The 25049-nt window shown below is 42.0% G+C and carries 23 protein-coding genes; 15 read left to right on the forward strand and 8 right to left on the reverse strand.

Features of this window, described 5'->3' with window-relative positions; genetic code table 11:
• Window positions 1-29 precede the first annotated feature (29 nt).
• The 5 genes from NSQ36_RS03815 to NSQ36_RS03835 all read left to right on the forward strand — a co-directional run bounded on the left by NSQ36_RS03815 (window position 30) and on the right by NSQ36_RS03835 (window position 6612).
• Window positions 30-1625, forward strand: a complete 1596-nt coding sequence (locus NSQ36_RS03815; RefSeq protein WP_339207317.1) for a sensor histidine kinase — start codon at window positions 30-32, stop codon at window positions 1623-1625.
• Window positions 1626-1628: 3 nt separating this feature from the next.
• Entirely contained in the window at window positions 1629-2327 is a 699-nt protein-coding gene (locus NSQ36_RS03820; protein ID WP_170966035.1) for a response regulator, read from the forward strand.
• Window positions 2328-2330: 3 nt separating this feature from the next.
• Window positions 2331-3311 carry a tripartite tricarboxylate transporter substrate-binding protein gene (locus tag NSQ36_RS03825; protein WP_339206822.1) on the forward strand — a complete coding sequence of 327 codons (981 nt, stop codon included), beginning with the start codon at window positions 2331-2333 and terminating at the stop codon, window positions 3309-3311.
• Between the two features lie 191 nt (window positions 3312-3502).
• Window positions 3503-4801, forward strand: coding sequence for a citrate:proton symporter (locus NSQ36_RS03830; RefSeq protein WP_050944809.1), 1299 nt, complete (start codon window positions 3503-3505; stop codon window positions 4799-4801).
• Between the two features lie 179 nt (window positions 4802-4980).
• Complete coding sequence (locus tag NSQ36_RS03835; RefSeq protein WP_339206824.1) at window positions 4981-6612, forward strand: M14 family metallocarboxypeptidase; 1632 nt, start codon at window positions 4981-4983, stop codon at window positions 6610-6612.
• A 72-nt stretch (window positions 6613-6684) separates the two neighbouring features.
• On the opposite strand, the gene NSQ36_RS03840 is transcribed toward NSQ36_RS03835, so the two are convergent.
• A complete protein-coding gene (locus tag NSQ36_RS03840) occupies window positions 6685-7170 on the reverse strand; it encodes a phenolic acid decarboxylase (protein WP_025206914.1) in 486 nt (161 codons plus the stop codon).
• A gap of 112 nt (window positions 7171-7282) precedes the next feature.
• On the opposite strand from NSQ36_RS03840, the gene NSQ36_RS03845 reads away from it, so the two are divergent.
• Window positions 7283-7840: a PadR family transcriptional regulator gene (locus tag NSQ36_RS03845; protein ID WP_212046546.1), complete on the forward strand. Its 558-nt coding sequence runs from the start codon at window positions 7283-7285 to the stop codon at window positions 7838-7840.
• Window positions 7841-7944: 104 nt separating this feature from the next.
• Window positions 7945-9051: a nitric oxide synthase oxygenase gene (locus NSQ36_RS03850; RefSeq protein ID WP_339206826.1), complete on the forward strand. Its 1107-nt coding sequence runs from the start codon at window positions 7945-7947 to the stop codon at window positions 9049-9051.
• Window positions 9052-9078: 27 nt separating this feature from the next.
• Here NSQ36_RS03850 and NSQ36_RS03855 read toward each other — a convergent pair whose 3' ends face one another.
• Complete coding sequence (locus tag NSQ36_RS03855) at window positions 9079-9351, reverse strand: acylphosphatase (RefSeq protein ID WP_050944813.1); 273 nt, start codon at window positions 9349-9351, stop codon at window positions 9079-9081.
• A gap of 122 nt (window positions 9352-9473) precedes the next feature.
• Here NSQ36_RS03855 and NSQ36_RS03860 point away from each other — a divergent pair, with 122 nt between their 5' ends.
• Window positions 9474-10124 (forward strand): MOSC domain-containing protein, encoded by a 651-nt coding sequence (locus tag NSQ36_RS03860; RefSeq protein ID WP_137055543.1) that lies wholly within the window; start codon window positions 9474-9476, stop codon window positions 10122-10124.
• A 42-nt stretch (window positions 10125-10166) separates the two neighbouring features.
• On the opposite strand, the gene NSQ36_RS03865 is transcribed toward NSQ36_RS03860, so the two are convergent.
• From NSQ36_RS03865 to map, 3 genes are all read right to left on the reverse strand, one after another.
• Entirely contained in the window at window positions 10167-10304 is a 138-nt protein-coding gene (locus NSQ36_RS03865; RefSeq protein WP_106033234.1) for a YflJ family protein, read from the reverse strand.
• A gap of 134 nt (window positions 10305-10438) precedes the next feature.
• Window positions 10439-10600: a hypothetical protein gene (locus NSQ36_RS03870; RefSeq protein WP_003214360.1), complete on the reverse strand. Its 162-nt coding sequence runs from the start codon at window positions 10598-10600 to the stop codon at window positions 10439-10441.
• A gap of 124 nt (window positions 10601-10724) precedes the next feature.
• Window positions 10725-11474, reverse strand: a complete 750-nt coding sequence (gene map / locus NSQ36_RS03875) for a type I methionyl aminopeptidase (RefSeq protein WP_003213886.1) — start codon at window positions 11472-11474, stop codon at window positions 10725-10727.
• Window positions 11475-11661: 187 nt separating this feature from the next.
• On the opposite strand from map, the gene nagE reads away from it, so the two are divergent.
• Window positions 11662-13026 (forward strand): N-acetylglucosamine-specific PTS transporter subunit IIBC, encoded by a 1365-nt coding sequence (gene nagE / locus NSQ36_RS03880; RefSeq protein ID WP_050944804.1) that lies wholly within the window; start codon window positions 11662-11664, stop codon window positions 13024-13026.
• 18 nt (window positions 13027-13044) lie between these two features.
• On the opposite strand, the gene NSQ36_RS03885 is transcribed toward nagE, so the two are convergent.
• Window positions 13045-13803, reverse strand: a complete 759-nt coding sequence (locus NSQ36_RS03885; protein ID WP_226804769.1) for a DUF817 domain-containing protein — start codon at window positions 13801-13803, stop codon at window positions 13045-13047.
• Between the two features lie 194 nt (window positions 13804-13997).
• Between NSQ36_RS03885 and NSQ36_RS03890 the strand changes: the two genes are divergently transcribed.
• Window positions 13998-14501, forward strand: coding sequence for a DoxX family protein (locus tag NSQ36_RS03890; protein ID WP_003214123.1), 504 nt, complete (start codon window positions 13998-14000; stop codon window positions 14499-14501).
• A 45-nt stretch (window positions 14502-14546) separates the two neighbouring features.
• Here the strand turns inward: NSQ36_RS03890 and NSQ36_RS03895 are convergent, their stop codons facing one another.
• Both NSQ36_RS03895 and NSQ36_RS03900 read right to left on the reverse strand, forming a co-directional pair.
• On the reverse strand, window positions 14547-15134 hold the full coding sequence (locus NSQ36_RS03895; protein WP_268459389.1) for a YjgB family protein: 588 nt from the start codon (window positions 15132-15134) through the stop codon (window positions 14547-14549).
• A 99-nt stretch (window positions 15135-15233) separates the two neighbouring features.
• Entirely contained in the window at window positions 15234-17216 is a 1983-nt protein-coding gene (locus NSQ36_RS03900) for an LTA synthase family protein (RefSeq protein ID WP_050944801.1), read from the reverse strand.
• A gap of 579 nt (window positions 17217-17795) precedes the next feature.
• Between NSQ36_RS03900 and NSQ36_RS03905 the strand changes: the two genes are divergently transcribed.
• From NSQ36_RS03905 to treC, 5 genes are all read left to right on the forward strand, one after another.
• Entirely contained in the window at window positions 17796-19454 is a 1659-nt protein-coding gene (locus NSQ36_RS03905) for a pyridoxal-dependent decarboxylase (protein ID WP_050944800.1), read from the forward strand.
• Between the two features lie 31 nt (window positions 19455-19485).
• The gene (locus NSQ36_RS03910; RefSeq protein ID WP_106033230.1) at window positions 19486-21210 is read left to right on the forward strand and encodes a methyl-accepting chemotaxis protein; all 1725 of its coding nucleotides are present in this window, start codon (window positions 19486-19488) and stop codon (window positions 21208-21210) included.
• 131 nt (window positions 21211-21341) lie between these two features.
• Window positions 21342-21728, forward strand: a complete 387-nt coding sequence (locus NSQ36_RS03915) for a DUF1992 domain-containing protein (RefSeq protein ID WP_339206829.1) — start codon at window positions 21342-21344, stop codon at window positions 21726-21728.
• Window positions 21729-21892: 164 nt separating this feature from the next.
• A complete protein-coding gene (gene treP, locus NSQ36_RS03920; protein WP_050944797.1) occupies window positions 21893-23329 on the forward strand; it encodes a PTS system trehalose-specific EIIBC component in 1437 nt (478 codons plus the stop codon).
• A 15-nt stretch (window positions 23330-23344) separates the two neighbouring features.
• Window positions 23345-25045: an alpha,alpha-phosphotrehalase gene (gene treC / locus NSQ36_RS03925; protein ID WP_339206831.1), complete on the forward strand. Its 1701-nt coding sequence runs from the start codon at window positions 23345-23347 to the stop codon at window positions 25043-25045.
• Window positions 25046-25049: the final 4 nt, after the last annotated feature.

Consider the following 25049-nt stretch of genomic DNA (forward strand, 5'->3'; position numbering starts at 1 on the left):
TAGTTGGATTAGGGGTTGTGGCGGTGAGGATGGGCAAAAGGAAAGTCACTTTACAAACGAAAATTTTGGGATTAATAATCGGGCTTTTGCTTGTTGTCATTGCGTTATTGACCATTTGTTTTGGTTTTTTGCAGACCTCAGAAAGGCAGCGGCAAGCAGAACAGCTGGCGGTGCAAACCGCTAGAACAATCTCATATATGCCGCCCATTAAAACATCGGTGGCCACATCTGCATCGAAAAATGAAGAACAGGTAGTACTTGAGCAAATGAAGGATCAAGTTAGAGCACATGCCATCTTCATTACCAATCAAAAAGGGAAGATCCTTTTTCATACGAACCATGAGAATGTAGGAAAAACCATCAGTGTATTTAGAGGAAGAAGTACCCTGCTTTTTGGGGGAACCTCCATATCATCGGGTGATTCTAATGGTGAAACCGTTGTCAGAGGCAGTGCCCCGATTATGAAAGAAACAGGCAAGCATGAAGAAATTATTGGCACAGTCACTGTCGAATTTTTAAAAAAGGAAATCGATCAAGCGACCGCCCATCAACTATTCAAGCTTAGCTATATTGCTCTTCTTGTCCTCCTGCCTGGTATATTCGGAGCGATCTTTTTAACAAGAAGTATTCGTAAAGATACATTAGGTCTTGAACCGCATGAAATTGCTTCATTATTTCGAGAAAGAGAAGCGATGCTGCTTGCGATAAAAGAAGGGATTATTGCATTTGACCGCAAAGGCGCGATTACGATGATGAATACATCTGCTGAACACATGCTGCGCGTTTCATCCGAGCTGCGGCTTCATATTGATCAAGTCTTGCCAAAAGCCAACCTCCTTTTCTATTTAAAGGCAGAGACAATTGAACCGAACATCGAAACCGTTGTCAATGATAAAACCTATGTCTTAAATGTGAAAAAAGTGGTGCAGGACAACCGTGTCTTTGGAGGGATTGTGAGCTTCAGGGAGAAAACAGAGCTGACGAAGCTGTTGGATACATTAACAGAGGTCAGCCAATATTCAGAAGACCTGAGAGCACAAACGCACGAATTTTCAAATAAGCTGTACGCCATTTTAGGTTTGCTTGAGCTGAAGCAAGTGGATGAAGCCATTGACTTAATAAAGGAAGAATATACGCTGCAAAACCGTCAGCACGATTTACTGATGAAGCAAATACGATCTCCTAAAATACAAGCCATCCTACTTGGCAAGCTAGGGAAAGCCTCTGAGAAGAAGGTACATTTCCACATCGATGAAAATAGTTCATTGGAGCCGCTACCAGCACATTTAAGTCTATCTCACTTTATTACCATCATCGGCAATCTCGTAGACAATGCGTTTGAGGCTGTATTGAATAAGGAGAAAAGAGAAGTAAGCTTGTTCATCACAGATATTGGATTTGATATTATCATAGAGGTGTCTGATTCAGGGGATGGTGTCAATGAAGGAGCCATTTCACAACTTTTCACAAGAGGACATTCATCAAAGGGAGAAGGACGAGGCTATGGACTCGCCAATGTCAAAGAAGTGCTGGACGAACTTGGGGGCTGGATTGAAATAACGAACCAAAAAGAAGGCGGTGCCATCTTCACTGCATACATACCGAAAGGCACAAAGGGGGAATAAATGGTGATGAAGGTACTCATTGCGGAGGATGATTTTCGAATCGCAGCCATTCATGCATCTTATATACAACAAATAGAAGGATTTCAAGTCGCCGGAAAGGCAAAGAGTGCAAAGGATATGTGGGAGGCGCTTCAAAAGGAACAAGTCGACCTCATCTTGCTTGATGTGTATATGCCCGATGAGCTCGGCACAAACCTGTTGCCGCTTTTAAGAGAACGCTATCCAGAAATAGATGTGATTATTATCACAGCGGCTACGGAAACGACACTTTTAAGAGATGCCCTTCAATACGGAGTGGTTCATTATTTAATCAAACCAGTGACCGCACAAAAGTTTGCGCAAGTTTTAACTGAATATAAAGAGAAGAAAGACATCATCAATTCCAAGGATGAAGTCAATCAAACGATGATTGATTTGTTTTTTGGACAGATGCAGGAAGAGCCAAAGGAACAGGATGACAGAGACCTGCCTACAGGCATCAATTCGCTGACTTTGGACAAGGTGAAAACATTGATGGCATCAGAGAATAATGGAATTACAGCAGAAGAACTAGGAGAAAAGATGGGGGCATCACGTACAACAGCGAGACGGTATGTTGAGTATCTCGTGACAACTGGAGAATGCCGGGCAGAGCTTGCGTACGGAATCATTGGCAGACCAGAGCGAAAATATTATCCTGCCAAAAAGCAAGCGGAGTCTTAAAAGATGAAAAAAGCAAAATGCCTTGTCGTGATCATAATATGTCTTTGTATGCCGCTCACCTTTAATGAAAAAAAGGGAGGTGACTCTTTCCTGCAGCACAGCCCATTATATATCGTGGTGTCTGGTGTCCCTGACGGCGGATTTGACCAAACAGCTCAAGTGATGAAATCAGTGCTCGAGAAGGAAAAGCTGGTGAAGCGGCCGGTGAATATCCTTTATCAAAGAGGCGGAACGGTGGATAAAGGATGGACATATATGCTGGAGCGAGATACCAACTATATTAGTTTAAATTCAAGCTTATTGTTAAGCCGTAATTTGCTTGGCAGCAGTAACATGACAATGAATGATGTCACGCCACTTGCGATTCTTGCGGAAGAGTGGCAGGTCGTCGCAGTCCCAGTGGATTCTCCCTTTTCAAATGGGAAGGAGCTATTAAACACACTAAAGAAGAAACCGGATTCCTTAAAAATTGGATTTGCCCCAGACTTTGGAAATGATGATCAAATCTCATTCGCACGAGCGGCAGAAATGGCAGGAATTGATCCATACCGTATTCAATTTTTGAAATTTGACAGTGCAGATGATTTATTTCAGGCGCTCATTGACCATGAGGTGGATGCAGCAACAACAACGATTACAGAGGTTCGTCATGATTATGAAAAGAAGAGGCTAAAACTCATAGCGACCACAACCAATCAGCGTTTAGCGGGATTTGAAGATGTGCCTACTTGGAAAGAGCAAGGCATCCCGCTCATCTTTTCTCATTGGCGTGGTGTCATGGGACCCAAGCAAATGAATCAGCACGAGATTCGTGAATGGGATCAGCTTCTTCAAAAAATGACACAAACGAATTCCTGGAAAAAGCAATTAAAGCAAAAGGGCTGGACAAGTCGTTATATGAACAGCAAAGAGGCAAAGATCTTTATGGAAGAGCAATTAAGGCGATATGAGCAGTTTATTCAAGGAGAACAAGCGGTCGAGTGAGACCGCTTTTTTTCATGGAATCCATCAAAACCAAGGTTTGAACAAAATGAACAAAAAGCATTTATCGACCGAAAAAGAATTAAAATTCATAATATTTACTTCAATTCAGGCGTCAGATATCATGACAGAAAGGGTTGGAAATGGGATACCAACATTTAATGAAAGCGTATACAACATAAGGGGTGAACAAAGTGTTAGCAATCTTAGGATTTCTTATGATGGTTGTATTTATGGTTTTGATTATGACGAAACGTATGTCTGTTTTAACGGCATTGGTGTTAACACCAATTGCATTTGCTCTTATCGCAGGTTTTCATTTTACTGAAATTTCAGACATGATTGTCAAAGGTGTGCAGCAAGTCGCACCGACAGCGGTCATGATCATGTTTGCGATTTTGTACTTTGGCATTATGATTGATGCAGGTTTATTTGATCCGATGGTGGCGAAAATTTTAAAAATCGTCAAAGGCGATCCATTAAAAATTGTCGTCGGAACAGCTGTCCTGACTATGCTTGTTGCACTTGATGGTGACGGAACCACAACGTACATGATTACAACAACAGCGATGCTTCCGTTATTTACGCTGCTTGGCATCCGACCGATTATTTTAGCGGGAATTGCCGGAGTTGGCATGGGGATTATGAATACAATTCCATGGGGAGGAGCCACACCTAGAGCGGCGAGTGCACTTGGCGTTGATCCATCACTTTTATTTGGTCCGATGATTCCAGTCATTGGTGCAGGGGTTTTGAGCATGATTGTGGTGGCATATTTTCTTGGGAAGTCTGAAAGAAAGCGTCTTGGTGTCATTGAGCTCGAACAGCCGATTCATGCAAATGAAATGGCAGCGGCACTACAGGACGACATCAAGCGGCCGAAACTTTGGTGGTTTAACCTGTCGCTTACGTTGTTATTGGTGCTCCTTCTTGTCTCTGGAAAAGTCAGCTTAACGGTTCTATTTGTTCTTGCTTTCTGTGTGGCAATTATCGTGAACTATCCGAACCTTGAACAGCAGCGTGAGCGGATTGCGGCTCATTCAACCAACGTTTTAGCGATTGCTTCCATGATATTTGCGGCAGGGGTTTTTACAGGCATCTTAACAGGCACAAAAATGGTCGATGAAATGGCGATTTCGATTGTATCTGCCATTCCAGAGCAGCTTGGCGGCTTCATTCCAGTCATTGTGGCGTTAACGAGCGGAATCTTTACGTTCTTTATGCCGAATGATGCATACTTTTACGGGGTCCTGCCGATCCTATCAGAAACAGCGGCAGCATACGGTGTTGATAAAATTGAAATCGCGAGAGCCTCTATTATTGGCCAGCCGATTCATATGTTAAGCCCACTTGTTCCATCCACTCATTTACTTGTTGGACTTGTTGGAGTATCACTGGATCAGCATCAGAAGTTTGGCATGAAATGGGCTGTGCTTGCAGTTGTCGCCATGACGGTCATGTCGGTACTCATTGGGGCCATCTCCATTTGGTAAATAAAAGAGTGTCTGCTACGTGAGCAGGCACTTTTTTTAGGTCATATTGCCGAGCAAGCTCAATTCATTTGCCCTATACAAAAACACTCTTGTTCCTCCAAAAGATATATTTTTGAAAAATACTGACACTTTTACTGTTTTTTTCTTTATAATGCAAATCAACGAAGGGAGAGGATAGCATGTCCAACCGAAAAGGCACGATTCTTTTTGCTGCTGTATGTCTCATAGCAGGAAGTTTGTCGATGATGAGCCCGGCTTCAGCTCATGCAGATACCCCTTATTATGGAAAGAGTTATGAACAGCCAGCCTCAGTGAAGAAGCTATACCCTGAGCCTGACGAGACGTTCGTCACCCCTGCCTTTCAGAAAAAAGGAGAAGCCTTCACCACACAAGAAGAGCTTCAACAATTCTTACGTGATATTGTCCGCAAAAGTCCTTACGCTACGCAGAAGCAGATTGGAACATCCATTGAAGGACGGTCCATTCCAGCCCTCTACTTTACAAAGGATCGTCATATTTCTCCACTTTCAAAAAAGCCAACGATCTGGCTTCAAGCACAAATACACGGAAATGAACCAGCCTCCGGTGAATCGGCTCTCGTCATCGCAAAACGATTAGCTGGTGAAGAAGGAGAGCGTATACTCAATCATGTCAATATCATCATTGTCCCGAGAATCAATCCTGATGGTGCTTATGCGTTTGACCGCAGGCTTGCAAACGGAATGGATGGAAACCGTGATCATATGACATTAGAATCTCCAGAGCTGACAGCCTTGCATCAAGAATTTAATCGGTATGCGCCAGAGGTAGTTATTGATGCCCATGAATACGATGTGGGTCAAAAGCAGTTTGAAGATATCGGCTCAGCGGGAGCCCTCAAATATCACGATTTACTGATCTTATCAGGGAAGAACTTGAATATTCCAGAAAGCATCCGGCTCACGTCAAATGAATTATACGTGAGCGGCGTCCGTGAAACGCTAACAAATCAAGGATTTTCAAATGATTTATATTATACAAGCACAAGAGGAATTGATGGAAAGATCGATCTCTATGAAGGCGGAACGGATGCACGAATTGGTCGAAATGCTCTGGCGCTCTCCCCAGCGCTATCCTTTCTTGTAGAAAGCAGAGGGATTGGCATTGGGAGAGAGGACTTTACCCGCCGCGTCGCAGCACAAGTCACCACTCATGAAAAAATCATTGAAACAACGGTGAAACATGCAAAGCAGGTGAAGCAGCAAATGGTGACGGAGCGTTTGAAGCTGGTGAAAAAAGGTCTCCAATCGAATGATGACGATCAAGTGGTCATTCAAGATGATTTCAAAGCGCCGGTGGATGATTCGCTTGAAATGGTAGATATTGAAAAAGGACAGACCATCAATGTCCCTGTACGCTTTCACAGTGCGAGCGATGCTACTCCTGTCATGTCGAGAGAGCGACCGACAGCTTATCTTGTTTTACCTGGACATGAAGGGGTAGAACGGAAGCTTCAAACCTTAGGGTTAAAAAGTGTCACATTGCCTGCCAGTGTAAAAGTACCGGTACAAGCCTATCAAGTAACAAAACGAGATGAAAAAAGCAAAACAGATATTCAGCTTGAAACAGAAATCGTCCAAAAGAAACGTCAGTTGCCAAAAGGGACAAAGGTATATTTCACGGCGCAGCCGCAAACGAATTTGTTGTCACTTGCCCTTGAGCCAGAATCAAAAGACAGCTACATGTCATCTGGATTTATTGCTTCAAAAGTAGGCGATGAACTGCCAGTGTACCGGTTCTTGCTATCTAAAAGGACGTTGGGCATTAAATAAAAAAGGGCTAAAATCAACATCATTTTAGCCCTTTGTCTACAATCTAGAAGCGGCACAGTGCGTGCTGCTTTTTTATTTTCGTCCTGCTCTTATTTCATCAGTCAAGCCTTCATATGGTGCTTCGGCGATAATGGTTTCGTCATTTACACCTGCATGATGGATATACGTAATGTCCGCAAATTCTGGAACAACATATTTCGGATATGTTTCGTACTTTTCACGAGATTCTTTCATGAGATCGATGTAGTCATTTTGATAGCAAACTGTGATATCTGGACGTTCATGCACCCATTTTGGGAAGAAGATGACGCCATGCATGCGCTTTTCTTCAGGCATAAAGTTCAGAGAGACGTCTGTCCCAGTTGGCTCTGTCCAAGAAACTTTGTAAACGCCTTTTGTTAGCTTCACAATATTCACTTCTTGATCACGGACCCAGCGGCCTCCAACCATTCCGCTATGAATGCGGTAATCAATGGTGTGATCGTTTTTAATGTAAATCTCATATTCCCAGCCATTTTCATACGTATAAATCATATGAAGTCCAACGAATTGATCCATGTTGATTCCTTCTTTCATTAGAATGATGTTGTTTCAAACATGTCGTGATTTACATGTTTATTTTAAAGTCTGTGGTATACTATTGTCAAAGAATAAGCGTTGGAGGCACATCATGAGAGTTTTGAAATATGCCATTCTTGGTTTACTAAATCAGTGTGAGCTGACTGGATACGATATCACCAAACATTTTAAGGATTCCCTTGGACAGTTTTGGAGCGCGAAGCATAGCCAAATTTACCCTGAGCTAAAACGGCTCACAGAAGAAGGGTTTATTGAATTTGATGTTCGTATACAAGGAAAGAAGCTGGAGAAGAAGGTTTATCAAATTACAGAGGCAGGGCAAGCAGCATTGCATCAGTGGTTAAGGACAAAAGACCCGATCCCAGAAACAACAAAGGATGAATTCATGCTCAAAACATTTTTCATCTCCTCCATGGACAAAAAAGAAGCAGCTGATCTGTTTACACATCAACTGCTAGAGCGCACGAAGAAAGTCGACATGCTAAAGCAGAAGCTGCATGCGTTAACAGAGGAAGATCCTGGGGCTGAATCGCTTCATTCAGCGCAATTTGGGCATTACTTAGTGCTGACAAGGGCAATTGAAAGAGAAAAAGGCTATGTCCGCTGGCTCGAGCAAACCCTTAAACGGATTGATTCATCCTCGCTCTAAGGACAATGGTCGGATGATATGATAAAAAATGGTTTGAAACTAGTGAATTTATAAATAGAAACCGCTACAATGGATATATTCGTATTAAAGTGAGGCGAGTATGTTTGAGTAATCAAGAAGCGTTGTGGAATGAAGCAGAAGCTTTTATTTCTGTATGCTATGAAGAATTGGGCAAGTCAAATGAAGAGAAAGCAGCACGTCTGCATGAAATAAAACAAGAAATTAACTCTAAAGGGACGTATACTCACACACAAGAGGAATTGGCGCATGGAGCGAAAATGGCGTGGCGCAACAGCAACCGCTGCATTGGCCGTTTATTTTGGTCAACCCTGCATGTTCACGACTGCCGTCATGTGAAGACAGAAGAAGAGGTGAAAGAGGCACTCTTTCATCATATTGAGTATGCGACCAATGATGGGAAAATCAAACCATCCATTACGATCTTTCCTCCAGAAAATCATGCACAAAAGGAAGTCGTCATTTATAATCATCAGCTCGTTCGTTATGCAGGCTATGAGACGGAGTACGGCATCATCGGCGACGAGGCTTCTCTTGAATTAACAAAGTTGTGTGAAGCCCATGGCTGGAAAGGGGAAGGCACGCATTTTGATATCCTGCCTCTCATGTTTCAGCTAAAGGATCAATCGCCAGTTTTGTATGAGCTTCCGAAAGAAATCGTCCAAGAAGTCGAGATTACCCATCCTGAATATGAAGGATTTCGTGATTTAGGACTGAAATGGTACGCCGTTCCGATTATTGCTGATATGAAATTGGAGATTGGTGGTATTCATTACAATGCAGCGCCGTTCAATGGCTGGTATATGGGCACAGAAATTGGCGCACGTAATCTAGCCGATGAAAATCGCTACAATATGCTGAAAAAAGTCGCTTCGATTTTAGGACTGGACACGACAAAGAATGCGTCGCTTTGGAAGGACAAAGCCATTGTCGAGTTGAATGTGGCGGTTCTCCATTCTTACAGAGAAGCAGGGGTGACCATTGTTGATCACCATACAGCAGCACATCAATTCAAACAGTTCGAAAAGCAGGAAGAAAAGGCTGACCGTAAGCTGACTGGGGACTGGACTTGGCTGATTCCACCGGTATCACCAGCTGCTACCCACATCTTCCACAAGCATTACGACAATACCATTGTGAAGCCGAATTATTTTTATCAGGAAAAGCCCTATCATGGAACAGAAAAAGCCTAGCGAAAGCTAGGTTTTTTTATGAAAACTTCATCCCTTGATGCGAAAATCCTGATAATGAGCGAACTCAGTGAGCGGCTCCATCTGCATATCTGTGACCTTTGAAAAAGGGCTTCCTTTCCGGACAGTCTTTAAGAAATCAAGCACTTCCTGCTGCTCACCCTCTACCTTTAACTCGACATGCCCTTCATCTGTGTTGCGTACCCAGCCTTTCATCCCGCGATTGACGGCTTCTCCTTGTACAAAATAGCGAAAACCGACTCCCTGCACCCGTCCTGTGACAATGGCATGATAATGAATCAATGTCATCTCTCCTTTTTTCTCATCGTACCATAGCATCTAACTGACCTTCACGCATCGACTATGATTTCATTGTCTAACGATGTAAAATAATAGCCATGAGACAATCAAAGGAGATGGTCATCGTGGGACAGAAGAGATACGACATAGTAGGAATTCAAGTAGGACAACCCATCACGACCTATGCAAACGGAAAAGAAATCAAAACAGCCATCAACAAAAAGCGAATTCATGAGCCTGTCTATTTGAGTAAGGTCAATTTTGAGGGAGATGGTCAAGGTGATTTGGTTCATCATGGAGGATATGATAAAGCCGTCTGCGTCTTTCCATACGATCATTATGCTTATTTTGAGCAGTTTTTAGGGGTTCCGTTACAGGAAGCTGCCTTCGGTGAGAATGTGACCGTGCACCAACTAGTTGAAACAGAAGTGCGGATTGGCGATGTATTTCAGCTTGGAGAAGCACTTGTTGAAGTGAGCCAGCCAAGACAGCCGTGTGTGAAACTATCTTTTAAGCATGGCAACATGAAGCTTGTAAAGGAAGTACAGCAAACGGGGTATACCGGCTTTTATTTACGGGTGCTGAGAGAAGGCTTAGTGCCTGCTGATGCTTCTCTTGTATTAGTAGAAAAAGCACCTCATCACATTACAGTCCATGAAGTGAACGAGGTCAAATATCGTCAAACAAGTCCAGAGAGGCTAAAAGCCGTTCTTGAAGTAGATGCCTTAGCAGATGTCGTGAGGAAGTCTTTAGAAAAACGAATTCAGCCCATTTAAAAAAAGCCGTACATCAGCATAAGATGTACGGCTTTTAAGCGCTTATGAGCTAGATTTCTTTTGCTCAAGAAGATTTGCAAGGAAATATGTTTTTAAGCTTTGAAGCTTTCTTCCTTCATGCTTGGTCACACCAAGCTTCTTTAATTCTTCGACATACCAGCCTTTGCTACCATAATGCATGATAGAAAACTCCTTTCAATTGAAACTGCCTGCATTGTAACATCTCAAAAAAGGACGTGAAAAGTGTGCAGGTATGAATAAATGAAAACTGATTCTATCTTCCTATGATCCATGTATATGCTGGAAATGATCATTTATGAATTTGGCGGGTTGAGGGTAACGATGATCATGCCGACCGTCATAATCATGATGACAATACCAAGATAAGTCATCATGGATTGTTTTTTCTTAATACCTACAACCGTTAAGATAATACTTTCAATCAAAAAGATAACGCCGATGATGATGAACCACATATCAAATAAGACCCCTTTCGCATATCTTTGCCTATTTTACCACAGGCATTTTTGTTTAGTCATGACAGATTCGTGAAAGGGAAACGAAAAGGATCCCCTCCAATGAAGAAGGGGATCAGCTGGCTTATAGCTTCGTTAATATAATCGGTTCGTCTTTTGTGATGACAATGGTATGTTCAATCTGTGCGACTAGGCTTTTATCTGGTGTTTTAAAGGTCCAGCCGTCATCAGCCTGATAAATCGATTCAGCATTTGTTGAAATAAAAGGTTCGAAGGCGATCACGGTGCCATTCTTAAACAAAGCATTATCGAATGGATCATAATAGTTCAAAATATGGTTAGGTGCTTCATGCAGATTTTTCCCAATACCATGTCCTGTCAGGTTTTTAATGACAGTAAATCCTTGTTCTTTTGCTGTATTGTAGACCGCACGGCCAATTTGGTTTTGTCTTTTACCGGCTTTTGCATGCTTTAATCCTTCAAGGAATGCATCCTCTGCACACTGGCATAATGCTTCAAGACGAGCATCACCTGTACCTAATACGAATGAAATACCGGTATCGGAATAATAGCCGTCCAGCTCTGCTGAGATATCAATATTGATGAGGTCGCCCTCTTGTAAAATGGTTTTTTCACTTGGAATACCGTGAGCAACTTCATCGTTCACGCTGATACAAGTCGTCCCAGGGAAGTCATATTCCTTTTCGGGTGCTGAATTCGCCCCATGTTCTTCTAATATTTTTTTCCCAATCAAATCTAGTTCTTTTGTAGACATGCCTGGTTTCGCTTGGCTTTTCATTTCTTCTCTTGCCAAAGCGACAATTCGGCCGACTTTTTTTAAGGCTTCTAACTCATGATCATGTTTGACAATCACTGTTCATTCCCGCTTTCTATAACTTCATTCTATTCAATAGCTTACCACATTTTACGCAAAAAGAGTAAAGAGCGGAATTCAAATGAATGTGGACAAATTGGTATAGATAACTAGACGTGCATATGATATATTTTTTATGAGCATCATGGACGTTTAGTCATGATGATGACAAAGGGGGAGAAGGCAAATGGTGTTTCAGTTTTTTCAAAAGCTAGGCAAATCTTTTATGCTTCCAATCGCTGTACTTCCAGCAGCAGGGATTATTTTGGCTATTGGGCGGGAGGATGTATTCGATATCCCGTTTATTCATGCGGCTGGAAATGCCATTTTTGCAAACTTGGCTTTAATTTTTGCAATGGGGATAGCGATCGGCATTGCAAAGGATGGTAACGGGGCAGCGGCATTATCAGGTGCAATCTCTTATTTTATTTTATCAGCTGGTACAACGTCGATTAATTCAACGAACAATATGGGGGTATTGGGCGGTATTTTATGCGGGCTATTGGCAGGTTATGTGTACAATCGCTTCAAGGATACGAAGCTGCCCGAATACTTAGGTTTCTTTAGCGGAAGACGGCTTGTGCCGATTATGACCGCACTTTTCACCATTTTATTAGCAGCCGTTTTCGGATTTGTATGGCCTCCGATTCAAAGCGGGATCAATGGTTTAGGAGAATGGATTTTAAGTCTTGGTGCAACGGGTGCAGGGCTGTTTGGTTTCTTTAACCGCTTGCTCATTCCATTAGGGCTTCATCATGTGCTGAATAACTTATTTTGGTTTCAATTCGGGGAATTCAGCGGGGCAACAGGAGATCTAGCGCGATTCTTTAAAGGAGATCCAAGCGCGGGTGTCTTTATGACTGGTTTCTTCCCAGTGATGATGTTCGGTCTGCCAGCGGCATGTTTAGCCATGATTGTGACCGCAAAGCCTGAAAAGCGAAAAGCAACGGCTGGCCTGATGATTGGGATGGCGCTTACGTCATTTATTACAGGGATCACTGAACCAATTGAATTTTCATTTATGTTTTTATCTCCACTCCTATATGGTGTCCATGCTGTACTAACGGGTCTTTCGCTCTTTATTGTGAACATTCTCGGGATTCATAGCGGCTTCGCTTTTTCAGCAGGAGCGATTGATTACGTTTTAAGCTTTGGCATTGCACAAAAACCACTCATGCTGCTTGGGGTTGGGGTGCTTTATGGCATTGTGTACTTTGTCGTTTTCTATTTCCTCATTAAACTGTTAAAGCTCAAAACACCGGGTAGAGAAGATGAGGACATTGAAGATATTGCAGCCGATGATACGAAGACGGCAGGTGCGAGTATACTTTTAGAGGGACTTGGCGGCAAAGACAATATCACCGCCATTGATCATTGTGCCACCCGCCTGCGTTTAACAGTAGAAGATACACATTTATTAAATGAAGGCACATTGAAAAAAGCAGGTGCCAAAGGTGTATTGACTTCAGGGAAAACCTCCGTACAAATCATCATTGGAACGAATGTAGAATTTGTCGCAGATGATCTTCGCAAGGAAGTCGATCGAGATTAAAAAAAGCGTTCAGCCAGGTCAAATCGGCTGAACGTTTTTTTGTTTGCGCTGTTCGATGACGAGCACAATACTGATCACAACAAGTAAAAACCAAGAACTGATTTTTCCAAGATGTACGAGAGACCAAGCGTGCTGTTGATTTGGATATTGCCATGCCCCTAAAAAGGTGGTGACATTTTCGGCAATCCAAATAAAGAAACCAATCAGCAAGAAAGAGACGACAAGCGGCATTCGGAAGGTAGAAGAGCCAACCTGAAACGAGACGGACGTTTTTCGAAATACGACAACAAGCAGTAATGTCAGCCACCACCTGACATCATAGAGCCAGTGATGCGTAAAAAAATTGAGATAAATACACAAGCTAATCCCAATTGAAAGAAACGGATGGGGCCATGAACTGACCTGCACGTGAAGCCGGGACAGTGCCTGATAAATATAGCTTGCTACACTCGCATACATAAACCCGCTATAGAGCGGAACCCCAAATACCTTCATATAAGCCTCTTCAGGATAGGACCAAGAACCCATATGAACTTTATACAATTCTAAGCCAATACCTATTATGTGAAATAGACAGATCACCTTCAATTCATTCAATGTCTCCAGCCGAAGCGTCAGCATGAGTATCTGGGCAAGAAGGCAAAGCAGTAGAATGAAATCATACCGGTGTAGAAAAGGAATCGTCACTATCTTTGATAGGGCAAGCGCTGCAAAGATCATGACGGGGAATAGACACGACATCGCCTGTAAGTAAGCAAACTGGAATAATGTTTTCATACAAAATGAAACCTCTTTTCATTGTCTGAAATGACTAAGACGGATTTAGCAAGGGAAAAGTTACCTCAACTAGATATTCATGAACAATTTGTGAATACGTATGTGAAAAAGATCACAAATTAGTTTTAACATAGTATAATAAGATCATAAAGAAAATGTGAAGAAATTCACATAAATTAAAGGGAGGCATCATCATGTTTACAAAATTCTTACAAACGAATGTATGGGCAGCGGTTATCCTTTTGGCAGCAAGACTTTATATCGGTTGGACTTGGCTCACATCTGGTATAGGAAAACTAACAGGCGGATTCGATGCATCAGGATATTTACAATTTGCGATAGCTGAACCTGTTGTCAAAGATGGAAACCTTGTGTATCCGTTCTATGTATGGTTTTTAGAAAATGTCGCTTTGCCGAATGCTGGACTATTCAGTGCCATGGTCATGTGGGGAGAAATTTTAGTAGGTCTAGGATTAATTGTTGGATTATTCACAACAACTGCAGCCTTTTTCGGAAGCATGATGAATGTCTCTTTCTTACTAGCTGGTACCGTCTCTGTCAACCCGCTTCTTCTGCTCATTGCCATCGTCATCATGGCTGCGAAAGGAAATGCAGGCAAATTTGGACTTGATTATGTCGCAGGTCCAGTCTTGAAACGAACAATGAAAAGAAAGCCGCATTTAGAAGTGGCTTCATAATAAAGAAAAAGCATCCTCAGCTTCTGCTCAGGATGCTTTTTTTATTTAGGAATCAGCTTTCACCAGATTAATATGCAGGACGGTGAGCTTCTGCTGATTTATATCTGGGTCATGGCCGGCGATAAATTCCAGCTCATAATCTCCAGTACGATACACGTATTTTTTCTCTTTTGTCTGTGGAATGGTGCTGACCGAACCTGCTTGTCCAAGTTGTTTCTTTAATAGGGAAGGGGTCATTCCGCCGATATTCGTTTCTTTTTCTACATTTGTACCGAAATAACGGATTTCGTCAATTTTGCCTTTTGCATCATAATGAAAAGCAAATCCCGGATTCCCCATTTCAGCATGATACAAATCAAAGCTGCTTTGACCTGTTTCTGGATATGGATTTCCTAGTTTATGATGGACATCCATCTTTGTTTGAACTCCAATTTTAAGACCTTTTGCATAATACGGCATTTGTCCTTTATGTGCCAGCTCATAAATGTTGTTTAGTGCGGTTTTCGGACCTTGAGGAACGGATTGTTCGACTGCTGTTTTGGTCATGGCGTGTGCTGAGACTGCAGGACTGAATCCAATGAGGCAGGACGTAGCGAGTGAAGCAGTCATGACAAAAGCGGTTGTTTTTTTCATCATAAATCCCTCCTTCTTCTTTCTATACCCGGTGCAATAGGGGTCAAACGTAAAAAGAACCAGCTGATCATGGATCGGCTGGTTCTTAAAATGAGAAAGTTATTTTGATGAAGTGCCGGATTTATCTTTGGCGGAAGAGGAATCTTCTTCATCCTGTACTTTCTTTGTATAGTCATATTGATTGCGGTCAATCGGTGTAAAGCCTTTAGGCTTGTAGAAACGGAGTAAATCTTCGGTGACGATCTTATCAGATGTCTCAAGCATCTTTTTCACCGTTTCATTTTCTTGTGATGCCTTATCAGTCGGCTCGATTTTCTCGCCTGTTTTGTTGCTGTAATAGTTATTGCCTACTTTTGTGTAATCCTTAGAGACGAAGTCACCATTTCTAAATGGCACTAGCTCCTTGAAATTTTTCGATAAGATATCAGAACCAGACATTAAATAGTTCTTCGTATCATCACCAAGCAGGTGCAGAAGGGTTGGTGCGACATCGACTTCACCAGAGTATTTATGAATCTGTCCGCCTTTTACGCCTGGTACATGAATAAAGAGCGGTACGCGCATGAGCTGCGCATTTTCATAATCTCCGATTTTTTGTCCTGTCACTTTTTCCATCGCTTCATTGTGGTTTTCAGAAATGCCGTAATGGTCTCCGTACATAATGACGACTGTATTGTCATAGAGTCCAGACTTTTTCAGGTCGTTGAAGAACTGTTCAATCGCTTCATCTAAATAATGAGCCGATTGGAAATAGTTATTGACGACAGAGTCTCCGAAGTCACCAGGTTCAAAATCGGTATCCCCTTCATCCATTCCAAATGGGAAATGGTTCGATAACGTAATAAATTTCGAATAAAACGGCTGCTTCAAGTTTTCAAGCATTGGCATAGATTCTTTGAAGAATGGTTTGTCTTTCAGCCCATAGTTCTTCGTATCTTGCTCGTTCATATCGTAATACTCAGAATCGTAAAATCTGTCATATCCAAACGACTTAAACATTTCATTACGGTTCCAGAAGGTTTTTGTATTGCCGTGGAATTCTGCTGACGTGTATTGATCCTTCTTCAAAATGCCAGGAAGTGCTTGATACGTGTTTTGCGCTTTGTTAATAAAAACAGAGCCTTGGGATAATGGGAAGAGCCCAGTATCCATCATAAATTCAGCATCAGACGTCTTTCCTTGTCCTGTTTGATGGAAGAAGTTATCAAAGTAAAACGTTTTGTTGTTGTGTGCCAATGAATTAAGGAATGGCGTTACTTCTTTTCCGTTTACTTTGTAATCAATGACAAAGTTTTGCAGAGATTCCAGAGAAATCGTAATCACGTTCATGCCTTTCGCTTTCCCGTAATAAGCCGGGTTAGGATCAGCGCTGTTCGCTTTTAAATAGTTCTCTACATCTGTCACGTCATTTGAATTTGCCAGAGCGCGCTGGCTGTTTGATTTCACATTTTGAATGGCATCAAACACAGTAAAGTTATAAGCACCTAAATATTTCACTAAATAATTGCGGTCAAATGATCTTGATAAAAGCTCTGGACGATCAATCTCTGCAGCGACTAAATTCATCACAAAGATGACAACAGAGGACACAAGGACGAGTCTAAACGATTTTGACTTTTGAACAGGTACAGTAGCTGTACTTGTTTGCTGCTTCTTTTTCATGCGGACTGCGAGTACGATCAAAATGATGGTATCCATAAAGTAAAACATATCAGTCCAACGCATGAGTGAAAATGCACTATCACCTAATTGTCCGCCATTCGTTCCTGCCTGCATCACGGTAGGCAGCGTGATAAAGTCATTGAAGAATCGATAGTACACGATGTTTGCGTATAGTAAAAAAGACATGAAAAAATGAATCACAATGATAGCGGCAGGCTGCCATTTTTTCTTGAACAATAAAGCAAAGCCAAGAAAGAACAAGCTGGAGCTAATAGGATTCACGAAAAGCAAAATATGCTGAAGCACATTTGATATACCAAGTTTAAATTCAATTAAATACGCTGAATACGTTTTGAGCCACAGTAAAATGACTGCAATAACAAAGAAGCCGAGGCCTCGTTTTTGAATAAATGTTTTCATAAAAACACTCCTTTTCTCCGATACACGGAAGAGGCGGAACGAAAGAAAACGAACCATTAGAATATACCATGAAATGATCAAATAGAAAAGTGATAACCGGCGAAGAGTGTCTAGCAGCTCGTCCGCGCAATAAAAGGGTGGAAAACGAAAATATTCGCTCTTCGAAAAACTTTTTATGAAATTCATCCTATTATTAACAGAAAATTCAGCCGTTTTCCAGTTGCTATATCAATAAAACAGGTAAAAAGGCACGAGTCTAAAGAATTAATTTGGTTTCTACAATGATGATTTAGAGTGTATTTCCAGTGTTTCTTAATGTTTATGCAGGTTAAGTAAAAAAAATGAGAAGAAGAATGGAGAAAGGACATGGATGAAATTTCCTGATATAAGATATATCGATATATTTTTTTGTTTCATCAATATAATGGTTTTTATGTGTTTTGTAAGGGTTTTATTTATTTTGATGAATGAACAAATTATCTAAATATACTTAAGTGAACATTTCGAGACTATAAACTTTTGAAATGGGGTCGATATAGACTTTGACAGGAAATCTTCCATTGAAAGGATTGATAGTATATGACTGTACGAGCAAACAACCTCGTTCAGAACTGGTTTCCGAGTGAGGACGGAAATGCAGCAGAGCGTAAAGAACTCATCAAATTGATGGAGCAGATTGTTTCAGGGGTCGATCACCTGAAAGATCCGAACCGTGCACACCTAAAGGGTGAAAAGAATCGCGAGGAGGATTTTTACCAAAAGCTCACTGAAACAAGTCAAATTCCGTTGAACGGCCAACAAGCGGAACTTGTGAATGAAGAATTACTGAAGCTTTTACATAACCATCCTTACCACACAAAGTATTTCTTCACGAACATTTTGCCAATGGCAAGTACACCAGGAATTCTAGGCATGCTGACGGCGATGCTGGTAAATGGAAACAACCTATGGGATGTTTATGGACCAGCAGGAGCGGAAGCTGAGGTCAGAGTGGTCTCAATGATGTCTAAGCTCATCGGATATGATCCAAGTGTGAGCGGGGGATATACAACATGGGGAGGTCAAGGAGCCATTTTCTCAGGACTGCGTTTAGCGATTGCAAAAGCTGCGCCGGAGTCACTGCGAAAAGGTGTTCCACAAAACCTTTATGCGTTTTGTTCTGATGCGGCACATTACAGCTTATTTAAGTCAATGGAAGCAACAGGACTTGGCACAGACAACTTGATCAGAATTAAAACGAATAAAGATCATTCGATGGATATGGAAGATTTGCGTTGTCAAATGGAACGTGTTGCACAAAATGGCGGAATTCCCGTTTATATTGTCGCAACAACCGGAACAACAGATGCCATTGCAATTGATGATGTAAAAGGGGTACGTGAAACAGCGGAAGCCATTGCTGAGGAGTATGGTCTAAAGGTGCCGCATATTCATGCGGATTCAGCGCTCGGTGGATTCTTTGCTTTCTTTAATGAGTATGATCTAGCTGAAAACCCGCTGCAATTCTCAGACGGTGTTCTTCGTATGCTAAAAGAAATCAAAGCGAAATTCCAGCATCTTTCTCTTGCTGACACGATGTGCTTTGACTTTCAAAAGCTCGGCCAAACACCTTACACATCTAGTTTATTCTTAGTGAAAAACGCGGCAGACCTAAAGCGTTTAGATCTGGAAGAACAAGAGACACCATACGTTGGTCATAGAGGCTACGGCGAATACCATACAGGTTATACGCTGGAATGCTCAAGAATGGGAAGCTCGATCAGTATGCTGAGTGTGCTGTTAACGTTTGGAGTTGAAGGCTACCAACGCTTGCTCGGTCAATTCTTAGAGGTGAACCTTGCCTTCAGAGAAGCACTCAGTCAAGAAATTCCGCAAGCAGAAGTCGTAAATGATGACAATGTCGGAATGGCTACATTATTTAGAATTTACCTAGACGGCTCACCGCGCTTTCAAGAAGAAATTTCAGGCGAAGCGACGGCAATGGAAATTGAGCGGAACAATGAATTGAACAAAATGCTGTTTGAAAAGCTTGGAGAAAAAAGAGACGAAATGTTCTTTGGGGATACAACGAAGTTTTTACTTGTAAATGCAAAAGAAGGACAAGAATTCTATCTAAGCGTTAGTAAGTTTTTTGTCATCTCACCTTATACGTTACCAGAGCATATCCCACATATCGTATCTTATTTAAAAGATGTGATCGCATCTGTTTGTGGACAATTTGAACATGTACATGCTTAAATCAAATCTGAGAGTGGAGATGTAGGAAAAAATGGCGAAACAAAGGAAATTTGGAGGATACACCATATCCTCTAAAATCATGTCAGTCGTTGTCGTAACATTACTCGCAACCGTTGCACTATTCGTTCTAACATTTTATCTAGTCAGCCAGGATTTATCATCCCAGTTATTAAAGCAATTTGATTATCGATTAACAACAGATGTTGATACAGCGAAGAAAGAGATCGATAATCTGGATGGGAACGTCCTTGGTATTAGCGGGAAAGATGACCCTCTTTATGTGGAGGTCAAAAAGAAATTCACAGAGCTTCAAAAAGATCATACGCTTGAGAACTTATACGTGCTATCTAATAAAGGCGGCAAAGAAAGAATTATTATATTAACCGGTGAAGAAAATGACTTTGATCAAGATTATGCTTTTTCAGATGAGATGAAACAAGCGCTCTCTGAAGATAAAATGGTCAAAAGTGATATTTATAAAGATTCATTTGGTACACATAAATCAGTCTTTTTGCCAATCAAGGATTCAGGCGGTGAGCTGACAGGGATTTTAGGCATTGATTTAGATGCGTCTGTCGTGCCTCAAACAACGCAGAAGTTGATGATCTATATCACAGTGGCATCTGCCATTGTGCTCATCGGTGGATTACTCTTCTCATTCTTTATGGGAAGAAGAATTGCGAAACCAGCACGTTCCTTGATGGAATCAGCAAACCGAATTGCTGACGGTGATTTAACTGGTATGGTAGAGGTTGAAAGTAAAGACGAGATCGGCCAGCTTGCCGCATCCTTCCAAAAGATGCAGGGGCGGATCAAAGAGCTTATTTCGAAAATCTCACACTCATCTAGTGAAGTGTCAAAAATGTCTTCACAGCTTCGTACAGTGACGACCGAATCAAGTCAAAGTGCGCAGCAAGTATCAGAAGCTATGACGAATATGAGTGAAGGAATCAATGATTCTGTCGCAAATATTACGGATTGTACTACATCCGTTGCAGAGATCGATACTCAAATCGAAGGCGTCACAAAAGAAGTCGATGAAATGAAATCTGTTTCATCTGACGTACAAGAGCAGTCAGAATCTGGTCAAACATTAGTGAACCATGTGCTAGATCATCTGAATATGCTTCATGACAAGATGACCAACTCAAAGCATGCAGCAGAAGAATTACAATCTCATTCAACGGAGATTGAAAGTGTCATCTCAATTATTACAGACATTTCGGCCCAAACGAATCTGCTTGCACTGAATGCTTCAATTGAAGCGGCACGTGTTGGAGAAGAAGGAAAAGGCTTTGCTGTTGTGGCAGATGAGGTGCGCAAGTTAGCTGAGCAATCAGCGGATGCGGCTAAAACTGTTTCAGACCTCGTCATCGGCACACAGGAAAACAGTCAGCGCGTTCTTGAAAGCGTAGAGGAAAGCAGTAAAGCAGTGGAAGAGGGACGCGTACAAATGGAAGGCACGTCACAAAATTTCGCTTTGATTTACGACGGTGTGTCTCAATTTGCAACAAGAACGAACAATTTGCTTGCTTCTATTAAGCAAGTAGAACGAGCATATCAAACGATTTCTACATCGATTGAGCAAATTTCTGTTGTATCGGAAGAACATGCAGCCAGCTCTCAAGAAGTAGCGGCAGCAACAGAACAGCAAAGTGCTGGCATGCAGCAAATTTCAAGTGCGATTGAACAGCTCTCTGATATGTCAGAGGACTTAGCACATATGGTTTCTACTTTCAAAATCGACAATAAATAACGAGAAAGGGCTAAAATGATCTTGATTTTAGCCCTTTGTCTTATGTTCAACGTAGCTGATGCTGACTCTTGTGAGAGAGTCAGCTTTTTTGCTATGCTTAATCAAATCGTTTCAGACGAAAGGAGAACGCCATGGATTTTGCGCAGAGATTATCAGAAGAACGGATCAAAAAAGCGATGGATAACGGGGCTTTTGAAGGATTATCTGGCTTTGGCAAACCTCTATCTAAAGATGACGCTGCTCATGTGCCTGAAGAACTAAGAATGGGCTACCGGATGATGAAAAATGCTGGCTTTGCTGGGGAAGAAACAGCACTGAAAAAAGAACTCATGACCGTCAAAGACCTACTTCACTCCAGTATAGACGGAGAGGAAAGAAAAAAGCTTTCTCTCATATGTGAAGAAAAACAAAAACGACTGGATGAACTCACATCTAAGCGCCAAACTTTTGCTCGTCCAGCCTCCTCCTTTTATAAAAACAGGGTCTACGAAAAATTAGTGGAGCATAAAAAAAGATGATGACACGCAGCCTCTCCTGAGCACATTGAGGGGGCTTTTTTTATGAAAGCGCTACATTTTGTTATTGACTACATGTATATACAAATATAAAATAAGAATCAAACATGTATATACAAGTTTTTTGGTTCTTTTTTCTTATAAAAAACGATCTCGGAGGGGATAGCATGGCTGATTATCAGGCAGCAGCAGATCAGATTGTGAAAGCCATCGGCGGCAAAGAAAATATTGATCAAGCGACACATTGTGTGACAAGGCTGCGCTTTGTGCTGAAGGATGAAGGAAAGGTTGATGAGAAAGCACTTGAACAAATAGAAGAAGTGAAGGGATCTTTCTCAGCGAACGGTCAATACCAAGTGGTGATCGGCCAAGGGGTCGTCAATCGGGTATATGCCGAAATGGTGAAACAGACAGGGATTGGCGAAGCCTCAAAAGAGGACGTGAAGCGCGCCTCTGATCAAAAATTAAATCCATTGCAACGCGCTGTGAAAACGCTTGCGGATATCTTTATTCCGATTCTTCCTGCCATCGTCACAGCCGGTTTATTAATGGGGATTAATAATATTTTAACAGCTCCTGATATTTTCTTTGATCAAAAATCGATAGTCGATGTGTATCCGGCATGGGCTGATTTAGCGAATATGATCAACTTGATTGCAGGCACTGCCTTCACATTCCTGCCCGCATTAATCGGCTGGTCAGCCGTGAAGCGGTTTGGGGGAAATCCGCTTTTAGGGATGGTCCTTGGACTTATGCTCGTACACCCAGATTTATTAAATGCGTGGGGCTATGGAGCGGCTGAAAAGTCCGGTGAGATTCCAGTCTGGAATTTGTTTGGACTTGAAGTGCAAAAGGTAGGGTATCAAGGACAGGTTCTTCCGATACTCGTCGCCTCGTATTTACTAGCGAAGCTCGAATTGTTTATCACAAAACGGACACCTGAAAGCATTCAGCTATTAGTGGTTGCACCGATTACGTTATTAGTTATTGGCTTTTTATCCTTTATCGTCATTGGACCTATTACATTTGCAATCGGCAACGTGTTAACATCTGGACTTGTCGCTGTATTCCAGCAGTTCGCAGCACTTGGTGGTCTATTATACGGCGGTTTGTATGCGGCGTTAGTCATTACTGGAATGCATCATACGTTCCTCGCTGTTGATATTCAATTGATTAATTCAAAACTGCACGGCACGTTTCTATGGCCGATGCTCGCTCTGTCTAATATTGCACAAGGATCAGCCGCACTTGCAATGATGTTTGTTTTGAAAGATGAAAAGCAAAAGGGTCTCTCGCTCACATCAAGTATTTCTGCTTACTTAGGAATTACCGAACCAGCGATGTTTGGCGTCAACTTGCGCTACCGATTCCCATTTATTTTCGCACTCATTAGCTCTGGTTTAGCTGGTATGTTTATCGCCTCTCAAGGGGTGCTGGCAAGCTCAGTTGGTGTTGGGGGCATTCCGGGAATCTTCTCTATTATCCCGAAATATTGGGGCGCATTTGCGATAGGGATGGTCATTGTCCTCATCGTCCCATTCATCGGAACCCTTTTGTATGCAAAGCTGAAAAAGAAGAAAGATGTTTCACAAGAACTTAACTAGTGGTGGTGGATGAAATTGAAACAACAAACGAACGAACCGTGGTGGAAAAGAGCGGTGGTCTATCAAATTTATCCGAAGAGCTTTTTAGATACAACGGGCTCAGGTACAGGCGATATCAATGGTGTGACAAAAAAGCTCGATTATATCAAAGAGCTTGGGGCGGATTGTATTTGGCTCACACCAATGTATGAGTCCCCGCAGTATGACAACGGCTATGATATTAGTGATTATACAAAAATCCATGACATGTACGGTACAATGGCAGATTTTGAACACATGCTGAAGGAAGCCCATGATCGAGGCATACGAGTCATCATGGATTTAGCCGTCAATCATACATCCATTTTCCATAAGTGGTTTCAAGCATCACGCGAGTCAAAGGATAATCCTTATCGAGATTATTATATTTGGAAGGAGCCCAAGGCGGACGGATCACCGCCGAATGATTGGCAGTCAAAATTCGGCGGTCCAGCCTGGGAGCTAGATGAAGAAACGGGAGAATATTATCTTCATTTATATGATGTCACCCAAGCGGATCTCAATTGGGAAAAGGATGAGGTGCGCAGGCAAGTATATGACATCATGCATTTTTGGTTTGAAAAAGGAATTGATGGATTCAGGCTGGATGTCATCAACAACATCTCAAAGGATCAACGCTTCTTAGATGACGCCGGACAATCTGTACAAGGAGACGGCCGCATGTATTATACGGATGGCCCAAGAATTCATGAATTTCTGCACGAAATGAACCAAGAGGTTTTTTCGAAATATGACAGCATGACCGTCGGAGAAATGTCTTCAACGAATATTGCAGACTGCATTCGGTATACAAGACCGGATCGGCAGGAGCTGGATATGACGTTTAATTTTCATCATTTAAAGGTCGATTATCCAAACGGAGAAAAATGGGCCCTCGCACCATTTGATTTTCAGGAATTGAAGTCGATTCTGTCTGAGTGGCAGACGAAAATGCATGAGGGCGGCGGCTGGAATGCGCTCTTCTGGTGCAATCATGATCAGCCGCGTATCGTCTCAAGATACGGTGATGATGAAACATACCATCAGCAATCAGCGAAGATGCTGGCGACCACCATTCATCTCATGCAAGGGACTCCATATATTTATCAAGGGGAAGAGATTGGCATGAAGAATCCTCAGTTTGAGGACATCTCATCTTACCGCGATATCGAATCACTCAATATGTATGAAGTTATGCTTGAAAAAGGGAAATCAAAGGAAGAAGCGCTCGCCATTTTACAGGTCAAGTCAAGAGATAATGCGAGAACACCGATGCAATGGACCTCAGAAAAGAATGCAGGTTTTTCAAAAGGGACACCTTGGATTGAGCCAGCCAATAACGACATTTCGGTCGAAGCTTCGTTAAAGGACCCGTCGTCTATTTTCTATCATTATCAAGCCCTTTGCAGGCTGCGTAAAGAACTTGACGTGATCACATATGGAAGCTTCACCTTACTCTTAGCAGAAGATCCAAAGATTTTTGCTTATGTGAGAGAAAGCGGTGAGGAGAAGCTTCTTGTAATCAATCACTTTTATGCAGAAGAGACGGACTTTACGCTTCCTGATGAGCTTATGCAGGCTGTAGATGAGATGGAGGAGCAAGTGCTGTTATCCAATTATGAGGATGCACCGGCAGATATGAAGGGATTTACGTTGCGTCCATACGAGTCAATCGTTTATCATTTAACCAAACGCTAGAAAA

The organism is Bacillus sp. FSL W8-1143 (genome assembly GCF_037965155.1).
Lineage (GTDB): Bacteria > Bacillota > Bacilli > Bacillales > Bacillaceae > Bacillus > Bacillus pumilus.

Bases quoted from the DNA above. Each gene is read 5' to 3' on its own strand.
- NSQ36_RS03885 (WP_226804769.1), bottom strand. From the start codon at position 13,803: ATGAAAACATTATTCCAGTTTGCTTACTTACAGGCGATGTCGTGTCTA.
- treP (WP_050944797.1), top strand. From the start codon at position 21,893: ATGGCTGATTATCAGGCAGCAGCAGATCAGATTGTGAAAGCCATCGGC.
- NSQ36_RS03815 (WP_339207317.1), top strand. From the start codon at position 30: ATGGGCAAAAGGAAAGTCACTTTACAAACGAAAATTTTGGGATTAATA.
- NSQ36_RS03895 (WP_268459389.1), bottom strand. From the start codon at position 15,134: ATGAAAAAAACAACCGCTTTTGTCATGACTGCTTCACTCGCTACGTCC.
- NSQ36_RS03910 (WP_106033230.1), top strand. From the start codon at position 19,486: ATGGCGAAACAAAGGAAATTTGGAGGATACACCATATCCTCTAAAATC.
- NSQ36_RS03890 (WP_003214123.1), top strand. From the start codon at position 13,998: ATGTTTACAAAATTCTTACAAACGAATGTATGGGCAGCGGTTATCCTT.
- NSQ36_RS03840 (WP_025206914.1), bottom strand. From the start codon at position 7,170: ATGGATCAATTCGTTGGACTTCATATGATTTATACGTATGAAAATGGC.
- NSQ36_RS03905 (WP_050944800.1), top strand. From the start codon at position 17,796: ATGACTGTACGAGCAAACAACCTCGTTCAGAACTGGTTTCCGAGTGAG.
- NSQ36_RS03900 (WP_050944801.1), bottom strand. From the start codon at position 17,216: ATGAAAACATTTATTCAAAAACGAGGCCTCGGCTTCTTTGTTATTGCA.
- nagE (WP_050944804.1), top strand. From the start codon at position 11,662: ATGGTGTTTCAGTTTTTTCAAAAGCTAGGCAAATCTTTTATGCTTCCA.
- NSQ36_RS03865 (WP_106033234.1), bottom strand. From the start codon at position 10,304: ATGCATTATGGTAGCAAAGGCTGGTATGTCGAAGAATTAAAGAAGCTT.
- NSQ36_RS03870 (WP_003214360.1), bottom strand. From the start codon at position 10,600: ATGTGGTTCATCATCATCGGCGTTATCTTTTTGATTGAAAGTATTATC.
- NSQ36_RS03835 (WP_339206824.1), top strand. From the start codon at position 4,981: ATGTCCAACCGAAAAGGCACGATTCTTTTTGCTGCTGTATGTCTCATA.
- NSQ36_RS03915 (WP_339206829.1), top strand. From the start codon at position 21,342: ATGGATTTTGCGCAGAGATTATCAGAAGAACGGATCAAAAAAGCGATG.
- NSQ36_RS03825 (WP_339206822.1), top strand. From the start codon at position 2,331: ATGAAAAAAGCAAAATGCCTTGTCGTGATCATAATATGTCTTTGTATG.
- NSQ36_RS03845 (WP_212046546.1), top strand. From the start codon at position 7,283: ATGAGAGTTTTGAAATATGCCATTCTTGGTTTACTAAATCAGTGTGAG.